Here is an 18746-nt window from a genome sequence, read left to right as displayed (position 1 = left end):
CGGGAATAGCTCAGTTGGTAGAGCGCAACCTTGCCAAGGTTGAGGTCGAGAGTTCGAGACTCTTTTCCCGCTCCAGTCTCAAAGGGGAAAGGCTTATGCCTTTCCCCTTTTGTTTTTTGTGGTGGCTCGATGTATCTGAATGAAAATCAGGCGCTGCAGCTGACGCCTTTGCCGCTGCCACAACTGCATGAGGCCAGCCTGCCTGATTATTCGGGGCGGGGGCTGTTCAATCTGGCTGTTTCTCTGGCTCGCGTGTGTGGCGTCCCCGCCCGCACTCATTATCCCGAACTGCATTTGCCGGATGGCCGCCACGCCAGTGAGGCATGGGCACAGCACGAGACACTGGTATTCCTGCTCGTAGATGGTCTGGGTGATCATTTTCTGACCGCCAACCGCGAATTGGCTCCGAATCTTTGGCGCGATCGGGTTGGTCAGATATCTTCGGTGTTCCCTTCGACAACCGCTACTGCGATCACGACCGTGATGACCGGTGAATCGGCGACGGTGCATGGCATGCTCGGCTGGTTCGTGCGTGACGAGCAGAGCGCGTCCATCGTCGCACCCCTCCCGATGCGCTTGCGAGGGTGCCGAAGTGTGCCGGAGCAGGCGGTGATCGATCGTTTGCTGCGTACCACGCCATTGATGCCGGCCGCCAAACGTCAGACACATCTGGTGACGTTGCCGGAGTTGGCCCAGGGCCCGTTCAGCAGCTTTCACGCGGCAGGCGCTGTGGTGCATGCCTATCGGGAGCTTGATGAACTGCCTGCGCAGATCAAGCAAGCTGCCGCTACGGGGACTGGTCCGCGCTACATCTATGCCTATACCCCTCTGCTGGATCGTACCGCCCATGATTGCGGGATTGATTCGGCGGCGTCGCGCTGTGTGCTTGCCAGGATAGACGCGGCGTACGCACAGATTCGTGCGCAGGTGCCGCAGGCCCTGATTGTGGTGGCTTCAGATCATGGTTTTATCGACAATCCGCCTGAGCATCAGATTGATCTGATGGCCTACCCTGAAATTCGCGCGATGCTGCGTGGCCCGCTCAGTGGTGAGCGGCGCGCCGCGTACTGTCACGTCCTGCCGGAATTCGCAGAATCTTTCGGCCAAGTCATCGAGACACACTTTGGTCACGCTCTGATTGCCCTGACAGCAACGGAGGCCTTGGCCAGCGGATTGTTTGGCCCGGGGACTGTGGATGTCGAAACGCTGGCGCGCTGTGGTGACTGGGTGCTGATCGCTCGCGACGACTGGACTGTGCGTGACAGTGTGGCAGGCGAGGATGCTCCACCCATGATTGGCGTTCACGGCGGGCTCAGCGCGGAAGAGATGTGTGTGCCGCTGATCATCGGCGTTGCAAACTGAACGTCACACAGCTGTCGCTGCCGTGTCATGTTGTAGCCCTAGCCTTGCAACACAAGGAGGATGCCGGCATGCAGACAGCAAACCCGTTCCGGATGATGTGGCAAAAAGTGCGACTGTATGTTTCGCCGCTGGATGGATTCAGCGCTTTTTATCTTGGCCTGGAGTCTGGCTCGGCTGGCGCGCAGGATGAGGCTCTCAGTGCAGATCCTCTTTTGCCGGCGGCAGTGGTAACACACTGATTCCTTCTTCCAGCAGTTTCAGCGCTTCGCCCAGCGAAGCTTTGCCGCGGATCGCGCGTTCTTCTGCGTCACCGTAATGGATCTTGCGGGCTTCTTCGGCGAAGTGTTGGCCTACGTCTTCCGAGTCGATTCCATGATCGCGCAGTACGTCGATCAGTTTCGCCAGGATGCGGGTCTGGTCGGGTTGCGCTGCCGGCGCAGTGTCGGCGGCGGAGCTGCGTGCGACATGCGGTGCCGAAAGCTTGCGCTGCACGTCATGGCTGCCGCACACCGGGCAAGTGACCATCAGGCGGGCATGTTGCTGCTCGAATGCCTGTGCCGAGGCAAACCAGCCTTCGAAACGGTGTGCCTGTTCGCACTCCAGGTCCAGCACTATCACGACGAACTCTCTCTGCATCGAAAGAAACAAAAGATATCACGGCATTGCCGCCATGCTGCTGCCGGGGTGTGGACAAGCGCGTAAAATCCGCGCTCTTTCACCGTCGTTTGCATTTAGTCCCGATGCCGCGCTTGCTGCTAGCTCCAATGGAAGGTCTGGTCGACGCCGTGATGCGTGATGTGCTGACGCGCGTCACTCCCTACGATTGGTGCGTGACCGAATTCGTACGGGTTTCCAATACCGTGCTGCCTTCCCGCGTTTATACACGGGTGGCTCCGGAGCTGCTGGCCGGTGCCAGAACGCCTGCCGGAACCCTGGTGCGGGTGCAGTTGCTGGGTTCCGATCCTGAGCGCATGGGCGCTTGCGCAGAGAAGCTTGCGCGCCTGCAGCCGGCAGGCATTGACCTGAATTTCGGTTGCCCGGCACCGATGGTCAATCGTCATGGCGGTGGCTCGGTGTTGCTGGATGAGCCTGAGCGATTGTTTCGCATCGTACAGGCCGTGCGCACCGGCATCTCCGGTCGGGTGCCCCTGACGGCCAAGATGCGTCTGGGGGTCCGCGACACCCATCGGGCGATCGAGGCGGCGCAGGCTCTGGCAGACGGTGGGGCGGAGTTGCTGGTGGTGCACGCGCGCACCAAGGAGGAGGGCTATCGCCCGCCGGCACACTGGCCATGGATCGCGCGCATTGCCGAAGCCGTGAAGATTCCGGTCGTCGCTAACGGTGAAGTGTGGACTGTCGAAGACTACCGTCGTTGCGTGGCTGAAAGCGGTTGTCGCCAGCTGATGCTCGGACGGGGGGCGGTAGCCGATCCGTTTCTGGCTGAACGCATTCGCGCCAGCGAAGCGGGGCAGGCACCGAGTCGGGCCGAGGATGACTGGGCGCGTCTGCTGCCTCTGATCGGGCATTTCTGGCAGGGCGTGCTGCACAAGGTGGAGCAGCATCATGCGCCGGGCCGCATCAAGCAATGGCTGAATTTCCTGCGGCGTACATTTCCGCAGGCCGAGTTGCTGCATCAGCAGGTGCGTCCGCTGCGCACGGCGCATGATGTCGAGGCGGCCTTGCGAGCGGCGGGGGCCTGCTGATGTACGCCAACTCGCGAGACATCCAGACGGCGCAAACCGGGCCGCATGACAAGCTTGCAGAGGTCGTGCTGCGCCATCGCGACGCCGCCTTCCGCAAGCCGTACGCGCCGTGGAATGTGGCTGCGTTTGACGCGGCCATGCAGCGCTGGGACGGGCGGGCGCCGATCCTGCTGGATGCGGGCTGTGGGGTGGGCTGGAGCAGCCTGCAGCTGGCGCGTGCCTGGCCTGATCATTTCGTGCTCGGCGTGGATCAGAGTGAAGATCGCCTGAGCCGCGGCAAGCCCGGCGAACATCCAGATAATCTGTGTTTCGTGCGGGCCGACCTGGTGGACTTCTGGCGACTGCTGGCCGAGCGTGGGGTGAAACTGTCGCGTCACTACATCCTGTACCCGAATCCCTGGCCAAAGATCGGTCAGCTTGCGCGGCGCTGGCATGGGCACGCGGTTTTTCCGGTCTTGCTTGAACTGGGCGGAGTGCTGGAGAGCCGCAGCAACTGGCGCATCTACCTCGAAGAGCTGGCGCTGGCACTACAGTTGTTGAGCGGGAAAGAGCCCGTGCTGGAAGATTGGGTAGCGGAAGAGCCACTCACGCCGTTTGAGCGCAAATACCGCGACTCCGGACAGAGCCTGTATCGGCTGACGCTGGATCTGGGGGCCGTATGAGCGAAGGCGCTGCAGGTCGCGACCCCTGCCTGCAATGTGGAGCCTGTTGCGCCAGTCTGCGCGTGAGCTTTCACCGCAGTCAGCTTGTTTCGGAAGGCGGTTGTGTGCCGGATGCGCTGGCCGATGAAGAAACGGCCAGCACCTGCCGCATGCGTGGTACCGATCGTGCCCAGCCGCGCTGTGTGGCACTGGTCGGCAAGCCAGGCGAGATGGTGCATTGCGGCATCTACGAATTCCGTCCGGAGCCGTGTCGTGAATTTTCGCCGCACGGCGTGCACGGCATCAGCAACGTCGAATGCAGTCGCGTGCGGCGGCGCCACGGCCTGCCCCCGCTGCCCGCGCCAGAGAATCTGTTGTAGCCCTCAGGGAAAAGCAGCTTAGGGCTTTCCGCATTCTCCTTGTTGTTCGCTGCACACGCGTCTATCCAGAAAGTATCGGTATCGCAGCAAGGAGCAAAACATGGGGCAACTCGCAAGCTGGTCGGGCGAAATGGTTGGGGGCTGTCGCCGTGCAGAATCACTCCTGGCGCCGGGCAATACGGCGCCAGTTTTTTGTCTGCCGGACGCCGATATGGGAATTTTTGACCTGTCCGAAGCGGTGCAACGCAAGACCGTCGTATTGCATTTCTACCCGCGTGATGTGATGCCCTCCAGCCTCAAGCAGGCCATTGCCTTTTCCGAGCACGACGCCGACTTCGCCCGGTGCGGGGCGCTGGTGGTCGGGGTGAGTCTGGATGAATGCCTGACACATGCAGACTTTCGCGACGAGAACGGCATTGCGATGGAACTCCTGTCAGATCCTGAAGGCGAAGTCTGTCGTCTTTACGGCGTATGGCAGGATCGGCTGGTGGATGGCGTGGTGCGTCCGGCCGTGCATCGCAGCACTTTCGTGATCGGAAGTGATGGCGTGCTGCTGCATGCGGATTACAATGTCGACTTGCGGGATCACACCGAGAAATTGCTCGAACTGCTGAAAACACTCAATCGGAGAAAGAATGGAAATCATCAAGAACACCGTCGTCACGCTTGACTACACCGTGCGCGATCCTGAAGGCAATGTCGTGGATGACGGCGCCAACCCGCTGGTGTATCTGCACGGCGGCTACGATGCCATCTTCCCGCTGCTGGAAGAAAAGCTGCACGGCATGAATGAGGGTGACAAGCTCAACCTCAAGCTGCAGCCGGACGACGCCTTCGGCGAATTCGATGAAAGCCTGGTGCTGGTTGAAGACCGCGAGCTGTTCCCGGCCGACATCGAAGTGGGCATGGCCTTCGAGCGCGTGGGTGATGACGGTGAAGACGACATGGTGTTCCGGATTACCGACATCGCTGAAAAGAAGGTCGTGGTTGATGGCAACCACCCGCTGGCTGGCACGGCGCTGGTGTTTGACGTCACCGTGCGCGAAGTGCGCATGGCGACCAAGGAGGAACTGGAGCACGGGCACGTGCATGGCGAACACGGTCATCATCATTGATCGCATGCCGCTGAACAACAGGCCGCTTTTGCGGCCTGTTTCATTTTTGTACGAAGCATGTTGCAAAGCCGCGTGCAGCCTCACTCTCCAGCCGGCCTGCCGGATCAGCCAGACTGGCTGCGCGTGACCGGGCAGGCCTCTCGCAGAAGACCGTGCGGAGCGTCTCTTCAGGCTCCCCTCAGGCTGAAGGCGGTTTCTGCCGTTAGTTGCAGGAACGCCTGCGACAGGAGCCCGGCATGTTCGAGCAGACCCACGAACTGGGCATTGCCCAGTCATTCGCGATAGCCCTGTTGATCGGAGCATTGGTAGGGGTTGAGCGTGAGAAGAAGAAAGCGGATACGCAGCGTCCGGCGTTTGCCGGCATCCGCACCTTCATGCTGCTTTCGGAGGCCGGAGCACTCTCTGCCTGGCTGGCAACCCAGACGGGCATGCCGCTGATCTTTGGGGTTTCCCTGGCCGGCTTGCTGCTGCTGGTGGCTTCCGCCTATCTGCTGGAAAAACGTGCGGACCCCGCTTCCATTGGCCTGACCACCGAGCTGGCCGCACTCACCGTATTCCTGCTTGGTGCGGCAGTGATGTTTGGCCATGCGGCGGTGGCTGTCGGGCTGGCGGTGGTCAATACGTCCTTGCTGGCGTTCAAGGACCCGCTGCATGGCGCCGTGCAGAAACTGGGCAAGGAGGACATCTTTGCCGGACTCAAGCTGTTGATTGCCAGTTTCATCGTGCTGCCATTGCTGCCGCATCAGCCGATCGATCCCTGGAACGCATTGAACCCCTACAAGCTCTGGCTGCTGGTCGTGCTGATCTCGGCCTTGTCACTGATTGGTTACGTCGCCACCCGGTGGCTGGGCAGTGCCCGTGGCGTAGCGGTGACCGGGCTGACCGGGGGGCTGGTGTCCTCCACGGCGGTGACCTTGTCGATCGCCCGGGAAAGCCGGACTGGTGGACTGGCCAGCAAGGATGATGCGTATGCGGCCGGCGTGCTCATCGCCTGGTGTGTGATGTTCGTGCGTGTGCTGGGGATGGTGCTGCTGCTGAATCCGGCCTTGATCACGCCCCTGCTGTGGCCGTTTGGCGGGATGCTGGCGGTCAACGCCGGTTTTGCCGGCTGGCACTATCTGCGTAGTCTGAGTGGTGCGGCTCATCAGACCGATACGGTGGCAGAAATCCCGCTGAAAAATCCGTTCAGTCTGTGGTCGGCAAGCAAGTTCGGCCTGCTCTTCGCCGTGGTGCTGCTGCTCGTTGAAATAACCCGGCGCAGCTTTTCGACAACAGGACTGCTCTATGTTGCCGTGCTGGCCGGGACGACCGATGTGGATGCAATCACCCTGTCGATGGTGGATCTGGCACGCGAGTCCAGCCAGATCGGGCTTGCCGCGCAGGCGGTGGTGGCCGGTGTGCTGTCAAATACCGTGGTCAAGGCCGGGCTGACGGTGGCGCTGGGTAGTCGCGGCCTGGCGTGGCGCATGAGCGTTGCGACGGGGAGCGTGCTGGCGGTCGGACTGATGGCTGTCTGGCTGCTCTGATCAGGCTTTGCCGATTTTGCCGAGCTGCTTCTTGAGTGCATTGGCACTGGCAAACTGGCGCTCAACGATGCGCGCAACATTGCCGCAGACGATGTCGCACAGCTCGAAAGTGGCCGCGTCGGCGATACCGTAAAAGACTGCCGTTCCCTGCGCTGAGCGCGTGACCAGACCCGCTTCGAAGAGCAGGGCCAGATGCTTGGAAACATTGGCCTGACCACAGCCGGTCAGCTCGGTGATCTGGCTGACGTTTTTCTCGCCGTCGCGCAAGGTGTTCAGGATGCGCAGCCGGGTTGGCTCGGAGAGGGCACGGAAATAAGTGGCCACGTGGGTCAGTGCGGATTCGTCCAGAGCCTGCATGCAGTAGTGTCCTTGAGTGAAGACTGGATTCGTTTCATGAGTGGTCATTATATCGGGTGTCCGGTACTTTGCTTTTATTGACAATATAACTATGTGGTTATAAAGTATATAAAGTCAAATTCATTTTCCGGGAGGCTGCCATGCGGGCCGTGTCCAGATTGAGTCTGTTTGTCCTGCTGCTTGCACTGCGCACCGCCTCGGCGCAAGACGCCGTGCCGGTTGCCGAGGTGATGCTGAAACAGGTGCCGGCAGCCTATGCGACTGATGGTGTGGTGCAGGCGGCGCGTCAGAGCCAGATCGCTGCACAGATTGCGGGCCGGGTTGTGCTGGTTGCAGTGAAGGCCGGTGACCGGGTTGCGGCTGGCCAGATCCTGCTGCGGATTGATGATCGGGAACTGGGGCAGGGCGTTGCGGCACAGCAGGCACAAGTAGCAGCGGCTCAGGCGCAACTGGTTAATGCAGAAGCGGGTCTGGCGCGTACACGGGAGCTGGTAGCGCGGAAATTCATGAGTCCGGCCACGCTTGACCAGGCCGAGGCGCAAGCCCGTTCCGCCCGCGCTCAGGTCGATGCGTTGAAGGCCGGAGCGAGTGCCGCATCGGCCAGCAAGAGCCATGCACAGATTGTCGCGCCGTACGCCGGCGTGGTGGCGAGCGTGAGTGTTGAGCAAGGCGACATGGCAACGCCGGGAGCCCCGCTGCTGAGCTTGTATGCGCCGGGTGACTTGCGGATCGTGGCGCAGGTGCCGCAAGCGCGCCTGGCCGCCGTGCGGGCTCAGGGCAAAGCCCAGTTCGAGCCGGTGCCGGGGCAATGGAAATCAGCCGGACTGGTGAAGTTGTTGCCGACGGCCGATGTCGCAACCCAGAGTACCGAGGTGCGTCTGGAGCAGATTTCGCAGGAGGGCCTCCTGCCCGGCCAGTCTGTCCGCGTGCTGCTGGCGACGGGTGAAAGTCGCCGGCTGGTGTTGCCGAATGCAGCCGTCGTGCGGCGTGGCGAGCTGACAGCGGCCTACGTCCAGACCCCGGATGGGCACTTTCTGCAGCGCTTGCTGCGACTCGGGGAGCAATTCGGCGAGGCGGGGGTTGAGGTGCTGGCCGGGCTTTCGGCGGGCGAGAAAGTCGCCCTTGATCCGGTGCTGGCGGGGATGCACAAATGAGTGATGACCGGCAAACCCCGCTCGGCATTTCCGGGCGCATCACCACGCTGTTTCAGAACAATGCAATCACGCCCCTGCTGGCCTTGCTGCTGTTCCTTCTGGGCATCTTTGCGCTAGGGGTGACTCCGCGCGAAGAGGAGCCGCAGATCGACGTGACCATGGCCAATGTTTCCATCGCCTTTCCCGGCGCCGACGTGGCCGATATCGAATCCATGATCACCACGCCGGCCGAGCAGGTGCTTTCGCGCATGCCCGGTGTGGAGCATGTCATGTCCGTGTCGCAACCGGAGCAGGCCCTCATCACCGTGCAGTTCAAGGTCGGGGTGCCGCGCACGGAAGCGCTGGTGCGACTGCACGACACACTGCAAAGTCATCGTGACTGGCTGCCACGCAATCTCGGTGCGCAAGAGCCCATCGTCAAGCCTGCCGGAATTGATGATGTGCCGATTGTGGCGCTGACCATGTTTTCGCGTGACGAGAAAATCTCCGCCTTCGATCTGGAGCGCGTGGCACACGCGCTGGAGGTCGAACTCAAGCGTGTGCCGGGCACCCGCGATATCCGCAGCATCGGTGGGCCGGGACAGGCCATCAATGTTCTCCTTGATGCGGAGGGCATGCGCCGGGCGGGGGTTTCGGTAGCCGAGATAGCGCAGGCGCTCAATCTGCGTAACGTGGCAGGCCCGGTGGGAGCTCTGGTTGATGGCAACCGTCGCCTGATGGTGGAAACGGGCTCCTTCCTGCAATCCGCACAGGATGTGGCCGACGTGGTGGTTACGGTACGCAACGGCAAACCGGTATTTCTCGGCGATCTGGCGCGGGTTGAGGCGGGGGCGCCGCAGCCGGAGCGCTATGTGTGGCATGGCGTGGTGACGCAGGGCAAGGCGGCGGAAGAGTTTCCTGCCGTGACCCTGCAGGTGAGCAAGAAGTCCGGTGAAAACGCGGTAGATGTGGCCGAGCGCCTGATGCAGCGTGTGGAGATCTTGCGCAACACGGTGTTGCCAGCGAGTGTGGAAACCGTGGTCAGCCGCAATTACGGTGAAACGGCGAACGACAAGTCACAGAAACTGATCCAGAAGCTGCTGTTTGCCACCGCTTCGGTTGTGGCGCTGGTCTGGCTGGCGCTCGGGCGGCGGGAGGCTGCGATTGTTGGGATTGCCGTGGTCCTGACTCTGGCGGCGACGCTTTTCGCCAGTTGGGCCTGGGGCTTCACGTTGAATCGGGTGTCACTGTTTGCGCTGATTTTCTCGATCGGCATTCTGGTCGATGACGCGATCGTCGTGGTCGAAAATATACATCGTCATCGCGAGATCGACCCGCATGCCTCCTTTTTCGATCTGATGCCGCGTGCGGTCGATGAAGTGGGTGGCCCGACGATCCTGGCGACATTGACAGTGATTGCCGCCTTGCTGCCGATGGCTTTTGTCAGTGGCCTGATGGGCCCCTACATGGCGCCGATCCCCATCAATGCGAGCATGGGCATGCTGATCTCGCTGGCAGTGGCCTTCGTGGTGACGCCCTGGCTGGCAGGCAAGCTGATGGGGCGTCTTCAGCATGCTGCCCCGGAGAGCGGCGCGCGGCCTGCTTCCTGGCTGCATCGCCTTGCGCAGCGCCTGTTTGCGCCCTTCTTCGACGAGGTCCGTGGCGGGCGGAATCGACTGCTGCTGTGGCTTGGAGTGCTGGGCCTGATCATCGTTTCTCTGGCATTACCCGCCGCGCAATGGGTGATCCTGAAGATGCTGCCATTCGACAACAAAAGCGAATTTCAGGTGGTGGTCGATATGCCTGAAGGGACTCCGCTGGAGCGCACTGCCGCTGCTGTACGCGAACTGGCGGCCGAGCTCGCACGTTTGCCGGAAGTCACGCACTATCAAGCCTACGTCGGCACGGCCAGCCCGATTACTTTCAACGGTCTGGTGCGTCAGTACGCCTTGCGCACCCAGCCTGGCCAAGCCGATATCCAGGTCGCACTGGTCGACAAGCATCACCGCAATCGTCAGAGCCACGCCATTGCCCAGGCGGTTCGTCCTGCGCTGGAGGAGATTGCGAAGCGGCACGGGGCGAAGATCAAGGTCGTGGAGGTTCCTCCTGGCCCGCCCGTAATGTCGCCCATTGTGGCCGAGCTGTACGGCCCTGACGCGGCGGGCCGGGTTGCGGTTGCCCGGCGGATGGAGCAAGCATTTCATGCCACCGAGGGGATTGCCGCCATCGACAGCAGCGTGATTGCTGATACGCCCAAGCTGCGTCTGCGCATTGACGCCAGGCGTGCCGCCTCGCTGGGCGTGAATCAGGCACAGATCAGCGAAGTGCTCGGGGCCGCGCTCAGCGGAATCGACGCGACATGGTTGCGCGAAGGCCACGCCAAATATCCGCAGCCTGTGCGTCTGCGACTGGCGCCGGAGCAGCAGGCACGGATCGAGGACGCGCTCAAGCTCACGGTCAGTTCGCGCAGTGGCGCGCAGGTGCCGCTTTCGGAGCTGCTCAGAGTGGAACAAGGTGTGCAGGATCAACCGGTCTATCACAAGGACTTGCTGCCCGTGACCTACGTGCAGGGTGATGCGGTAGGCATGATCGACAGCCCCTTGTATGGCATGTTTGCCTTGCGCGAAAAGCTCTTCGGCAAGGCTTTGCCGGAAGGTGGAACGCTGGGCGAGTACTGGATCAGTCAGCCCGCTGATCCGTATCGTGGCTACGCCATCAAGTGGGACGGTGAGTGGCAGATTACCTATGAAACCTTCCGTGACATGGGAGCCGCCTATGCCGTCGGGCTGGTTCTGATTTACCTGCTGGTGGTAGCGCAGTTTCGTTCCTATCTCGTGCCGCTGATCATCATGGCACCGATTCCGCTCACCATCATCGGGGTCATGCCGGGTCACGCCATCATGGGTGCGCAATACACGGCCACCTCGATGATCGGCATGATCGCGCTGGCCGGCATCATCGTGCGCAACTCCATCCTGCTCGTCGACTTCATCCAGTTGCAGGTGGGCGAGGGGATCTTGTTTGATGCAGCGGTGATCAATGCGGTGGCCGCGCGTGCCAAACCCATCGTATTGACGGCTCTGGCCGCCATGCTCGGCGCACTGTTCATTCTTGACGACCCGATTTTCAATGGTCTGGCTGTCTCGCTGCTGTTTGGCATCGCCATCTCCACCCTGTTGACCCTGGTCGTGATTCCGTTGCTCTACTACGTGGCCTATCACCCGAAAAACCAGGCACCCAGAACCAAAGAGGAGCACACTGCATGAACACCGAACGCATCGTCCGCACCGTAGCCGGCTTTTTTGTCCTGATTTCGCTCGCCCTGGGCGCCGAAGCCAGTCCGCTCTTCGTGAGCAAGCACTTCCTCTGGCTCACCACCTTCACAGGAGCCAACCTGTTCCAGAGTGGCTTTACCGGTTTGTGCCCGCTGGTCAACATCCTGCACAGGCTGGGTATCAAGGATTCGACAGGCGCGTGCTGTAAATGAATTACTGGCGCGAATAGTGAAGCACCCCGCAAAGGAGAGAAACATGAAAGCAAATGTAGGAACGATTGACCGCGCACTGCGCGTTTCCGTGGGTCTCATTCTGGTGCTGCTGGCCGCACTCGGCTATATCGGCATGTGGGGTTGGATCGGCGTTGTGCCGATTGCGACCGGGTTGTTCAGGTTCTGCCCTCTTTATCCGTTGCTGGGCATCAGCACCTGCCCGGCACCGAAGGAAGACCTGCATTTTCACGAAAAGCAGAAATGAATCAGGGTACGGAACCGGGGCGATAAAAACTTTCACGTCGGGCTTTACTCTGGCATCCGGCTTCGCATACAATCTCGATCCCTCGGGGCGTAGCGCAGCCCGGTAGCGCGCTTGCTTTGGGAGCAAGATGTCGGAGGTTCGAATCCTCTCGCCCCGACCAAGGTTCCAAAGTAAACTTGGTTGGAATTGCCCGGGGACTGCTCGACAAGGAACTGCCCGTAGCTCAACTGGATAGAGCAACGGCCTTCTAAGCCGTAGGTTAGGGGTTCGATTCCCTTCGGGCAGGCCAGTAGATGAAGTAGATTTTTGTAATACCCAGTGGCGGCATTAGCTCAGTTGGTAGAGCACTGGATTGTGATTCCAGTGGTCACCGGTTCGAACCCGGTATGTCGCCCCAAGAATACGAACGGCCCTGTGAGTGATCACAGGGCCGTTTCCATTTTTGCGCCGAAGGTGAGTTATTTCAATCCGGGTGTAGTTTGTTCGGCACACAGGAAACTGGCGGTTCTCTGCCTGATTTGTAACGCCGATTGTTCGCTAGCGGAATGTGAAGTGACGGTGTACGCCATGCCTGCAGAGCGGCGTGCAGCAAGCCTTTGCAGCCAGTCTGCCTGCCAAGCCTCTACTGGCATGTGTTTCCAGATGGGGTTTGTGAAGATGGCGGCCAGATGCGGCTCTTCAGGCTATCGTGCAAGCAGGGTTTTGACCCAGGCGCGCTGTTTGTTTTCCCGGCGGGTCTTGAGCATCTGGGCGCGGATCTTGTCGCGCACGGCTGTCAGCGGCACTGTGCCGGCAGGCTGGACGTTGTCGCAGCGCAGGATGTGAAAGCCCATTGGTGATTCCAGTACGCCCGAAATGCTTGCCGGACGCATCTGGAAGGCTGCTTCGTCCAGCGAGGGAAACAGCTCACCACGCGGCACCTGACCGAGCAGGCCGCCCTGCATGGCGGTGGGGCATTCGGAGTGGCGCAGAGCCTGTTCGGCAAAGCGGTCCGGTGATTTCAGCAGCAGGGCGTGGATCTGCTCGATGCGTGCATGCGCGGCGGCGCGAGCATTGTCCTTCGTGTCGTCATTGATGGTAATGAGTATGTGGCGCAGGCTGCGCCGCTCGGGCGTCTGGAAGCGTGGGTAGTGAAGCTGATAGAACAGTTCGGTTTCCAGATTGCTGACGGGTGCTACGCGGGCTGACACCATTTCCAGCACGGCCTCGACGCGCAGGTCGCGTTCCACATCTTCGCGCAGAGCCTGCTCGCTCAGGCCGTGGCGGGCGAGGTCGAGCACGAATTCGGCTTCACTGGTGAAGCGCGCGGCAATCTCGCCAAGGCTGCGGGCAATGGCTTCATCATTGACCACCACATGTGCAGCCTGCGGACTGTTCAGGATGCGTCGCTCAATCTCGCGCTGACGGGCTACGACGGTGCTGACCTGTTGCCGCTGCTCGGGTGTGAGCGCCTCCGGCGTTGTCGAAAACAGTGCGTTGGCGTGCTTCAGGGTGAGGTAGGGTGAGGCGGCGGCGCTGATGGCGGCGGCGGGGGCGGCGAGTTCAGACATGGTGTGCTTCTTCCTACAGGGCGCTGGTGGAATCCAGCGCGGTTTCACGAACAATCAGCGGGTGGCCGGCGTAGCAATCAAAATGCACGTGGTAGGCGATGCCACCCACTGCATCGCGCAGCACGTTGAGGATTTCGCCGCGTGAGCCGATGGGCACACGCACTTCTCCGCCAATGGCCAGCGCGCGAGTGCAGCTGACGCGCTCGCGGGTCTCGAAACGCGTTTCCACCCAGTGTTCTTCCAGACCGATCAGCTCTTCTTCGCGACAGCCGACGATGCGGTTCTGCTCCAGAAAATGCACGGAGTAGATCACCTGATCCATCAGAAAAGTTCCAATATCCACGACTGCTCCAACGCTGCCACGGCGCACCAGCAGCTCACCACGACTGGCGCCGGGGAAAGTGCCGTCATCGCGCACGTTGCGCACGACGCGCAGGCTGTCGCCCAGATCCCATTTGGGTTTCATGAGCGGGCCCTGCCGATGGCACTGAGCGGAATCGTGGCGATGCCGCGAGCGCGCTTGAAGACGCTAAACACGCCTTCGGTCAGGGCGTCGGAGCGCACGAAATCTTCGTAGGCGCGCGCCAGCAGGCGTTTCCAGGTTTCGAATTCGGGTTCCTTGCCGGCGCCGCGCAGGTAGTCGTGAAAGCGCTGCAGGATGTGCAGGCGGTTGATCTGGACGACGGCGGGGTCGTATTCGATGCAGAAGTAGGCGAGGAAGTCTTCGATGCTTTCGAGCTCGGCGAGCTCTGCAGCAAAGTCTTCAGGACTCAGGGTCTTGGTGGTCATCGACGTTCTCCGTTTCAGCAATGCGGACACTCGTGTTGCAGGCCTTCAAAAAACAGCATCAGCTCGGATTCGTCGGGTGTGCGTTTTTCCCGCGCAACAAAACGCCGCACCATCTCGAGCATCAGACTGGCTTCCAGATCACCGAGCTGGCGGCCCAGTGCGGCGAACACGGATTTGACTGCACGCGTGCCTGAATGCTTGCCGAGCACCACGCGATGCTCGCGGCCGACGATGGCCGGGTCGAAGCCTTGATAGTTGGCAGGGTCCTTGAGCAGCCCATCCACGTGAATGCCGGATTCATGTGTAAAGGCGTTTGCGCCTGTGAGGCTTTTCTGCACCGGAATCGGGCGACCGGAGGCCTTGGCCACGCGTTCGGCCAGTGCCGGGAAGCCGTGCAGGTCAACCCCGGTGTCGATGCCGTAGCACTGTTTGAGGCCCAGTACGACTTCTTCCAGCGCGGCATTGCCGGCGCGTTCGCCCAGTCCATTGACCGTGGTGTTGACGTGTGTGGCGCCCGCGCGCACGGCCGCCAGGCTGTTGGCGGTGGCCATGCCCAGATCGTTGTGGGCATGCATCTCGATTTCCAGATCGCAGGCGCGCCGCAAGGCCTTGATCTCGCGGGTGATACCAAAGGGCTCCATGATCCCCAGCGTGTCGGCGTAGCGCAGCCGGCGGGCGCCGGCGCGCTGAGCGACTTCGGCAATCTGGCGCAGGAAGGCGGGGTCGGCGCGCGAGGCATCTTCCATGCCGACACAGACGTCCAGCCCCAGATCGCGGGCGCGCTGCACCAGACGGTAAATCTCGCTGAGCAGCCAGCCGTGGCTCTTCTGCAGCTTGCTGGCGATGTGCTGGTCAGATGCGGGCGCGGAGATATCGATCAGGTGCGCGCCCAGATTGGCGCAGGCGGCAATGTCGCGGTCATTCAGGCGCGCCCAGACCATCAGGCGGGCCTGGAGATTCTGTGTGGCTATCGCCCGGATGCTATCGCGCTCGGCCTCACCCATGGCCGGAATGCCGACCTCCATTTCGCGCACGCCCAGCGCATCAAGGCTGCGTGCAATGTCGAGTTTCTCGTCACGGCTGAACGCTACGCCGGCGGTTTGTTCGCCGTCGCGCAGGGTGGTGTCGTTGATGGTGAGTTGGCGGCTCATGGCACGGTTCTCGACTGGGACGTACTATCTCTAGCAAGCTCGGTGCCACCTTCCTGAGCTGCCTTGAAACCCTGTATTCGCGGGCTTCTTCAGGCATCGTCGGAGATATTGATTGGCGTTTCACCGACAGATTTTTGAGAGGTTTGCGCCAGACGGTTTGTCAGGTACGGCCATTGGGGTGCATCCCGCAGCCATGTGTCGGGTGCTGTGTATTCTTTGCACTGCAGTATCTTCTGTGAGACTCCTTCCGATGATCATCGCCCCCGTCGAATTGCTGGACAACGGTGACGTGCTGTCTGTGCGGGCACACATCGACCGTTTGCTCGCAGCAGGGGCACGTTCGCTGCTGATCCTTGCTGGAGAAGAAACCGATCTGTGCCGTCCGGAATGGGATGCCATGCTGCAGGCGTTACCCGTGCCGGTCTTCGGCGGAGTTTTTCCGCGCGTGGTGCTGGGGCGGCAGGAGCACGCGGTCGGGGTGCTGGTCGTGGGCCTCAGTTGCACGGCGGATGTGTGTATTGCCGAAGGGCTGGATGGGGCGATGCAGGGGTTCGAGCGTAGTCATGCGCATTGCGAAGCAATGCGTCAGTCCGGCACGGTGATGATCTGGGTGGATGGGCTGGCACGACACATCGCTGCATTGATGGAAGCTGTCTTTGACGTATTGGGTGCTGGGCCGTGCTATATCGGTGGGGGGGCCGGGTCGCTGAGTTTCAGTGCTGGCCCTTGTTTGTTTTCCAGTCGCGGCATGTTGCAGGGGGCCGCACTGGTTGTCGGGCTGCCACCGCGCATGGCACTGGGGGTCGAGCATGGCTGGCTGCCGGTGGCGGGGCCGTTCATTGTGTCCGAGGCTCATGGCAACGAAATCCGTAGCCTGGATTTTCGCTCGGCGGCCGAGCTGTACCGTGAAGTAGTGGAGCCTCTGGCCGACGTTGTTCTGAATGAAGAGAATTTTTTCGCAGTGGCCAAGGATTTTCCCTTTGGCCTGGAACGTTTCGATGGCTCGTTCGTGGTGCGGGATCCGATCATTCTGGATGGCAACAGTATTGTCTGTGTTGGCGATGTGCCTGGTCAGTCCTGTCTGCACGTCTTGCGCGGTGAGGAGGCATCGCTGATCCGCGCGGCGAGCACCGGAACGGCACAGGCTCTGCAGGCGCTGGGGAAAGGGGTTGCGGGCGCGTTGCTGGTGGACTGCATCAGTCGCGCCCTGTTTCTGGAAGATGGCTACCGGGCCGAGCTGGCTGCAGTCAGTGATGCGCTGGCCGACGCCGGACAGGAGGCTGTGCCGGTGTTTGGCGTGCTGACATTGGGCGAGATCGCCAATCCGGGCGATTACAGTCTCGAATTGTTCAACAAGACTTTTGTGTTGGGGTTGATGCCGAATGCATGCCTCTGACAGTGACCCGCAAACCATCCGCCTGCTTTCGCTGCAGTGCGAGCTCTCGATGTGCATCGGCACCTCGCTGGATCTGGCGGAAATGCTGCACCGTTTTCTGGTGGTTTTGACCCAGCGCCTGCATGCCCGCGCGGCCCAGGTGTGGTGGCAGGGTGAGGATGGAACCATTTCGCGGCATGCTTATCCTGCGTGCAGCCTGGAGGCGTGGCTGGGCGATGCGCAGCGCAGTGCCCGACTGAAGGCTTTGCTTGGTGAGAGCTTCGATGACACGGCCCCGCTGGAGTTTGCCAACGGGACGGTGACCGCCTTGCGCGTCGGGGGGCATGCCTGTGTGTTCATCGAGCATGGCAAGGCACCGCTCGGCGAGGCCTCTCTGGCCGCCTTGCGGACCCTGATGCCGCGCCTCGCACTTTCCTGCCAGGCGTGCTTTGATCATGCACGCAGCCGTGCGCTGCTGGATCTGACCCGCCTGCAGAATGCCGAACTGGAGGCCGCACGCGAACGGGCAGAGGCGGCCTCACGCAGCAAGAGCGAGTTTGTTGCAGCGATTACGCATGAGATACGTACGCCGTTGAACAGCATCATAGGCTTTGCTGAGCTGCTACAGCTCGAAACCGGTGATGGCGAACTGCATGAATACGCCAAGAGCATTCATGCCTCGGGGCGCCACCTGTATGCGGTGTTCAACGATCTGCTGGATCTGGCCAAGCTTAATTCTGACCGCCTTGCCCTGCACCCGGAAGATATCGACCTGGGCGAATTGTGCCGGGAGTTGTGGGCCACGCTCTCGCGTGACGCGCTGGACAAGGGGCTGGATGCCGCTATGGCGATGGCGCCGGATGTTCCGGCACGCATGCTGGTGGATCCGGTTCGTTTGCGTCAGATCCTCAGCAATCTGCTGGCCAATGCAATCAAGTACACCGCCCGAGGCAGGGTCGAGATGCAGGTGTACATGAACGACGGGCTGATCGCCTTTGCCTTGTCAGATACCGGGCCAGGCATCCCTCCTGAAGCACAGAGGCTGGTGTTCGAGCGCTTCCGTCAGGTGGATAACGTGATGGCGGGCAACCACGAAGGAACGGGCCTCGGACTGGCCATTGCGCTGGAACTGGCCGAGCGCATGGGGGGCGTGATCGAACTGAGCTCGCAGCCCGGCGTGGGCAGCACCTTTACCCTGCTCCTGCCGCGTGTCGATCCCGGACTCGGAGTGCTGGAGTGAGCCCTGCCGGGAAGCCGCGCCTAGCAAGCGTCTTGGGTAGGCTGGTCTGAAGAACCGCTCCGGACTTTGGACTACAGGCAGGCACGCCCAAGATCCTTTCCACGAGCGGCTCTTCAGGCACCCCTCAGTGCGCCGCATCCTCTGGCGTGGCGCGGAAGCGCTCGCCATTCTCTGGGTCGATGATGCAACCCACCTCGATGACCACGTTTTTCACGCTGTAGAGCAGCATAATTGCCGCAGCGATCGGCATGCATGAATACAGCAGGGTTTTTGGCAGCTGCAGGGCATTCGTCACGTCTTCCGCCCGCATGGCCAGCTCGTACGAATACTTCAGGAACACGCCCATGAAAAACAGTGAGGCGAGTTCGATCAGCAGACGATACACGTAGCGCAGACGCACACTGGGGATGTATTTCGAGATCCAGTCGCCCACGCTGAAATGCCCGCGCGTAACCCAGAGCGCTGCCGCCCCATAGAACACCAGCGCAGCGAAGATCAGTTCGACGATTTCATCGAACCAGTGCAGCGAGAACAGTGGCACGAAGCGCATCACGATATTGGCGGTGAGCAGCAGGGTCAGCCCGGCGAACAGGGTAATGCACACCCATTCGAGGATGACGGTGATGAAGGCATCAAAGCGGTCGAAAATTGCGTGAAAGGCTTTCATGGTCA

The 18746-nt window shown here is 61.3% G+C and carries 20 protein-coding genes and 3 tRNA genes; 16 read left to right on the top strand and 7 right to left on the bottom strand.

All coding sequences use genetic code 11. The features are described 5' to 3' along the window. Nucleotides 1–129: 129 nt before the first annotated feature. Entirely contained in the window at nucleotides 130–1362 is a 1233-nt protein-coding gene (locus Q9Q94_RS17615) for an alkaline phosphatase family protein (protein WP_305981442.1), read from the top strand. Between the two features lie 195 nt (nucleotides 1363–1557). On the opposite strand, the gene Q9Q94_RS17610 is transcribed toward Q9Q94_RS17615, so the two are convergent. After that, nucleotides 1558–1980, bottom strand: a complete 423-nt coding sequence (locus Q9Q94_RS17610) for a DUF1178 family protein (RefSeq protein WP_305981441.1) — start codon at nucleotides 1978–1980, stop codon at nucleotides 1558–1560. Between the two features lie 122 nt (nucleotides 1981–2102). On the opposite strand from Q9Q94_RS17610, the gene Q9Q94_RS17605 reads away from it, so the two are divergent. The 6 genes from Q9Q94_RS17605 (at nucleotide 2103) to Q9Q94_RS17580 (ending at nucleotide 6727) form a co-directional block, all read left to right on the top strand. After that, complete coding sequence (locus tag Q9Q94_RS17605) at nucleotides 2103–3065, top strand: tRNA-dihydrouridine synthase (protein WP_305981440.1); 963 nt, start codon at nucleotides 2103–2105, stop codon at nucleotides 3063–3065. Further along, a complete protein-coding gene (locus Q9Q94_RS17600) occupies nucleotides 3062–3727 on the top strand; it encodes a tRNA (guanosine(46)-N(7))-methyltransferase TrmB (protein ID WP_305981444.1) in 666 nt (221 codons plus the stop codon). The genes Q9Q94_RS17605 and Q9Q94_RS17600 overlap by 4 nt, the downstream gene beginning before the upstream one ends. Further along, entirely contained in the window at nucleotides 3724–4086 is a 363-nt protein-coding gene (locus Q9Q94_RS17595) for a YkgJ family cysteine cluster protein (protein ID WP_305981439.1), read from the top strand. The genes Q9Q94_RS17600 and Q9Q94_RS17595 overlap by 4 nt, the downstream gene beginning before the upstream one ends. 100 nt (nucleotides 4087–4186) lie before the next feature. After that, the gene (locus Q9Q94_RS17590; RefSeq protein WP_305981438.1) at nucleotides 4187–4756 is read left to right on the top strand and encodes a peroxiredoxin; all 570 of its coding nucleotides are present in this window, start codon (nucleotides 4187–4189) and stop codon (nucleotides 4754–4756) included. Then, nucleotides 4722–5201 (top strand): peptidylprolyl isomerase, encoded by a 480-nt coding sequence (locus Q9Q94_RS17585; protein WP_305981437.1) that lies wholly within the window; start codon nucleotides 4722–4724, stop codon nucleotides 5199–5201. The genes Q9Q94_RS17590 and Q9Q94_RS17585 overlap by 35 nt, the downstream gene beginning before the upstream one ends. 236 nt (nucleotides 5202–5437) lie before the next feature. Further along, nucleotides 5438–6727: an MgtC/SapB family protein gene (locus Q9Q94_RS17580; protein WP_305981436.1), complete on the top strand. Its 1290-nt coding sequence runs from the start codon at nucleotides 5438–5440 to the stop codon at nucleotides 6725–6727. Here Q9Q94_RS17580 and Q9Q94_RS17575 read toward each other — a convergent pair whose 3' ends face one another. Continuing rightward, on the bottom strand, nucleotides 6728–7132 hold the full coding sequence (locus Q9Q94_RS17575) for a helix-turn-helix transcriptional regulator (protein WP_305981435.1): 405 nt from the start codon (nucleotides 7130–7132) through the stop codon (nucleotides 6728–6730). Nucleotides 7133–7224: 92 nt separating this feature from the next. Here Q9Q94_RS17575 and Q9Q94_RS17570 point away from each other — a divergent pair, with 92 nt between their 5' ends. From Q9Q94_RS17570 to Q9Q94_RS17540, 7 genes are all read left to right on the top strand, one after another. Next, nucleotides 7225–8238 (top strand): efflux RND transporter periplasmic adaptor subunit, encoded by a 1014-nt coding sequence (locus Q9Q94_RS17570; protein WP_305981434.1) that lies wholly within the window; start codon nucleotides 7225–7227, stop codon nucleotides 8236–8238. Further along, nucleotides 8235–11483: an efflux RND transporter permease subunit gene (locus tag Q9Q94_RS17565; RefSeq protein WP_305981433.1), complete on the top strand. Its 3249-nt coding sequence runs from the start codon at nucleotides 8235–8237 to the stop codon at nucleotides 11481–11483. Before Q9Q94_RS17570 ends, Q9Q94_RS17565 begins: the two co-directional genes overlap by 4 nt. Further along, on the top strand, nucleotides 11480–11704 hold the full coding sequence (locus Q9Q94_RS17560) for a DUF2892 domain-containing protein (RefSeq protein ID WP_305981432.1): 225 nt from the start codon (nucleotides 11480–11482) through the stop codon (nucleotides 11702–11704). The genes Q9Q94_RS17565 and Q9Q94_RS17560 overlap by 4 nt, the downstream gene beginning before the upstream one ends. Nucleotides 11705–11747: 43 nt before the next feature. Continuing rightward, nucleotides 11748–11969, top strand: a complete 222-nt coding sequence (locus tag Q9Q94_RS17555) for a DUF2892 domain-containing protein (RefSeq protein WP_305981431.1) — start codon at nucleotides 11748–11750, stop codon at nucleotides 11967–11969. An 83-nt stretch (nucleotides 11970–12052) separates the two neighbouring features. Further along, a tRNA-Pro gene (locus Q9Q94_RS17550) sits at nucleotides 12053–12129 on the top strand. Nucleotides 12130–12181: 52 nt separating this feature from the next. Further along, a tRNA-Arg gene (locus Q9Q94_RS17545) sits at nucleotides 12182–12258 on the top strand. Nucleotides 12259–12290: 32 nt separating this feature from the next. Then, nucleotides 12291–12366 (top strand) — tRNA-His (locus Q9Q94_RS17540). Between the two features lie 286 nt (nucleotides 12367–12652). On the opposite strand, the gene nifM is transcribed toward Q9Q94_RS17540, so the two are convergent. Genes nifM through nifV form a run of 4 tightly spaced genes read right to left on the bottom strand, consistent with a single transcriptional unit; the run spans nucleotide 12653 to nucleotide 15459 of the window. Next, the gene (gene nifM, locus Q9Q94_RS17535; RefSeq protein ID WP_305981430.1) at nucleotides 12653–13519 is read right to left on the bottom strand and encodes a nitrogen fixation protein NifM; all 867 of its coding nucleotides are present in this window, start codon (nucleotides 13517–13519) and stop codon (nucleotides 12653–12655) included. 13 nt (nucleotides 13520–13532) lie between these two features. Beyond that, complete coding sequence (locus Q9Q94_RS17530; RefSeq protein WP_305981429.1) at nucleotides 13533–13985, bottom strand: nitrogen fixation protein NifZ; 453 nt, start codon at nucleotides 13983–13985, stop codon at nucleotides 13533–13535. Further along, the gene (nifW, locus tag Q9Q94_RS17525; protein WP_305981428.1) at nucleotides 13982–14308 is read right to left on the bottom strand and encodes a nitrogenase-stabilizing/protective protein NifW; all 327 of its coding nucleotides are present in this window, start codon (nucleotides 14306–14308) and stop codon (nucleotides 13982–13984) included. The genes Q9Q94_RS17530 and nifW overlap by 4 nt, the downstream gene beginning before the upstream one ends. Nucleotides 14309–14322: 14 nt before the next feature. Then, nucleotides 14323–15459 (bottom strand): homocitrate synthase, encoded by a 1137-nt coding sequence (nifV, locus tag Q9Q94_RS17520; RefSeq protein WP_305981427.1) that lies wholly within the window; start codon nucleotides 15457–15459, stop codon nucleotides 14323–14325. Nucleotides 15460–15694: 235 nt separating this feature from the next. On the opposite strand from nifV, the gene Q9Q94_RS17515 reads away from it, so the two are divergent. Next, nucleotides 15695–16855: an FIST signal transduction protein gene (locus Q9Q94_RS17515; RefSeq protein WP_305981426.1), complete on the top strand. Its 1161-nt coding sequence runs from the start codon at nucleotides 15695–15697 to the stop codon at nucleotides 16853–16855. Then, nucleotides 16842–18074 (top strand): HAMP domain-containing sensor histidine kinase, encoded by a 1233-nt coding sequence (locus Q9Q94_RS17510; RefSeq protein ID WP_305981425.1) that lies wholly within the window; start codon nucleotides 16842–16844, stop codon nucleotides 18072–18074. The genes Q9Q94_RS17515 and Q9Q94_RS17510 overlap by 14 nt, the downstream gene beginning before the upstream one ends. 124 nt (nucleotides 18075–18198) lie before the next feature. On the opposite strand, the gene Q9Q94_RS17505 is transcribed toward Q9Q94_RS17510, so the two are convergent. Next, on the bottom strand, nucleotides 18199–18741 hold the full coding sequence (locus Q9Q94_RS17505; protein ID WP_305981424.1) for a TRAP transporter small permease: 543 nt from the start codon (nucleotides 18739–18741) through the stop codon (nucleotides 18199–18201). Between the last annotated feature and the right edge of the window lie 5 nt (nucleotides 18742–18746).

The sequence above is a fragment of the Uliginosibacterium sp. 31-16 genome, assembly GCF_030730865.1.
In the GTDB taxonomy this organism is placed as follows: domain Bacteria; phylum Pseudomonadota; class Gammaproteobacteria; order Burkholderiales; family Rhodocyclaceae; genus Uliginosibacterium.
The sequence above is the reverse complement of the archived record's forward strand: the minus strand, read 5'-3'. Positions and strand labels throughout refer to the sequence as shown.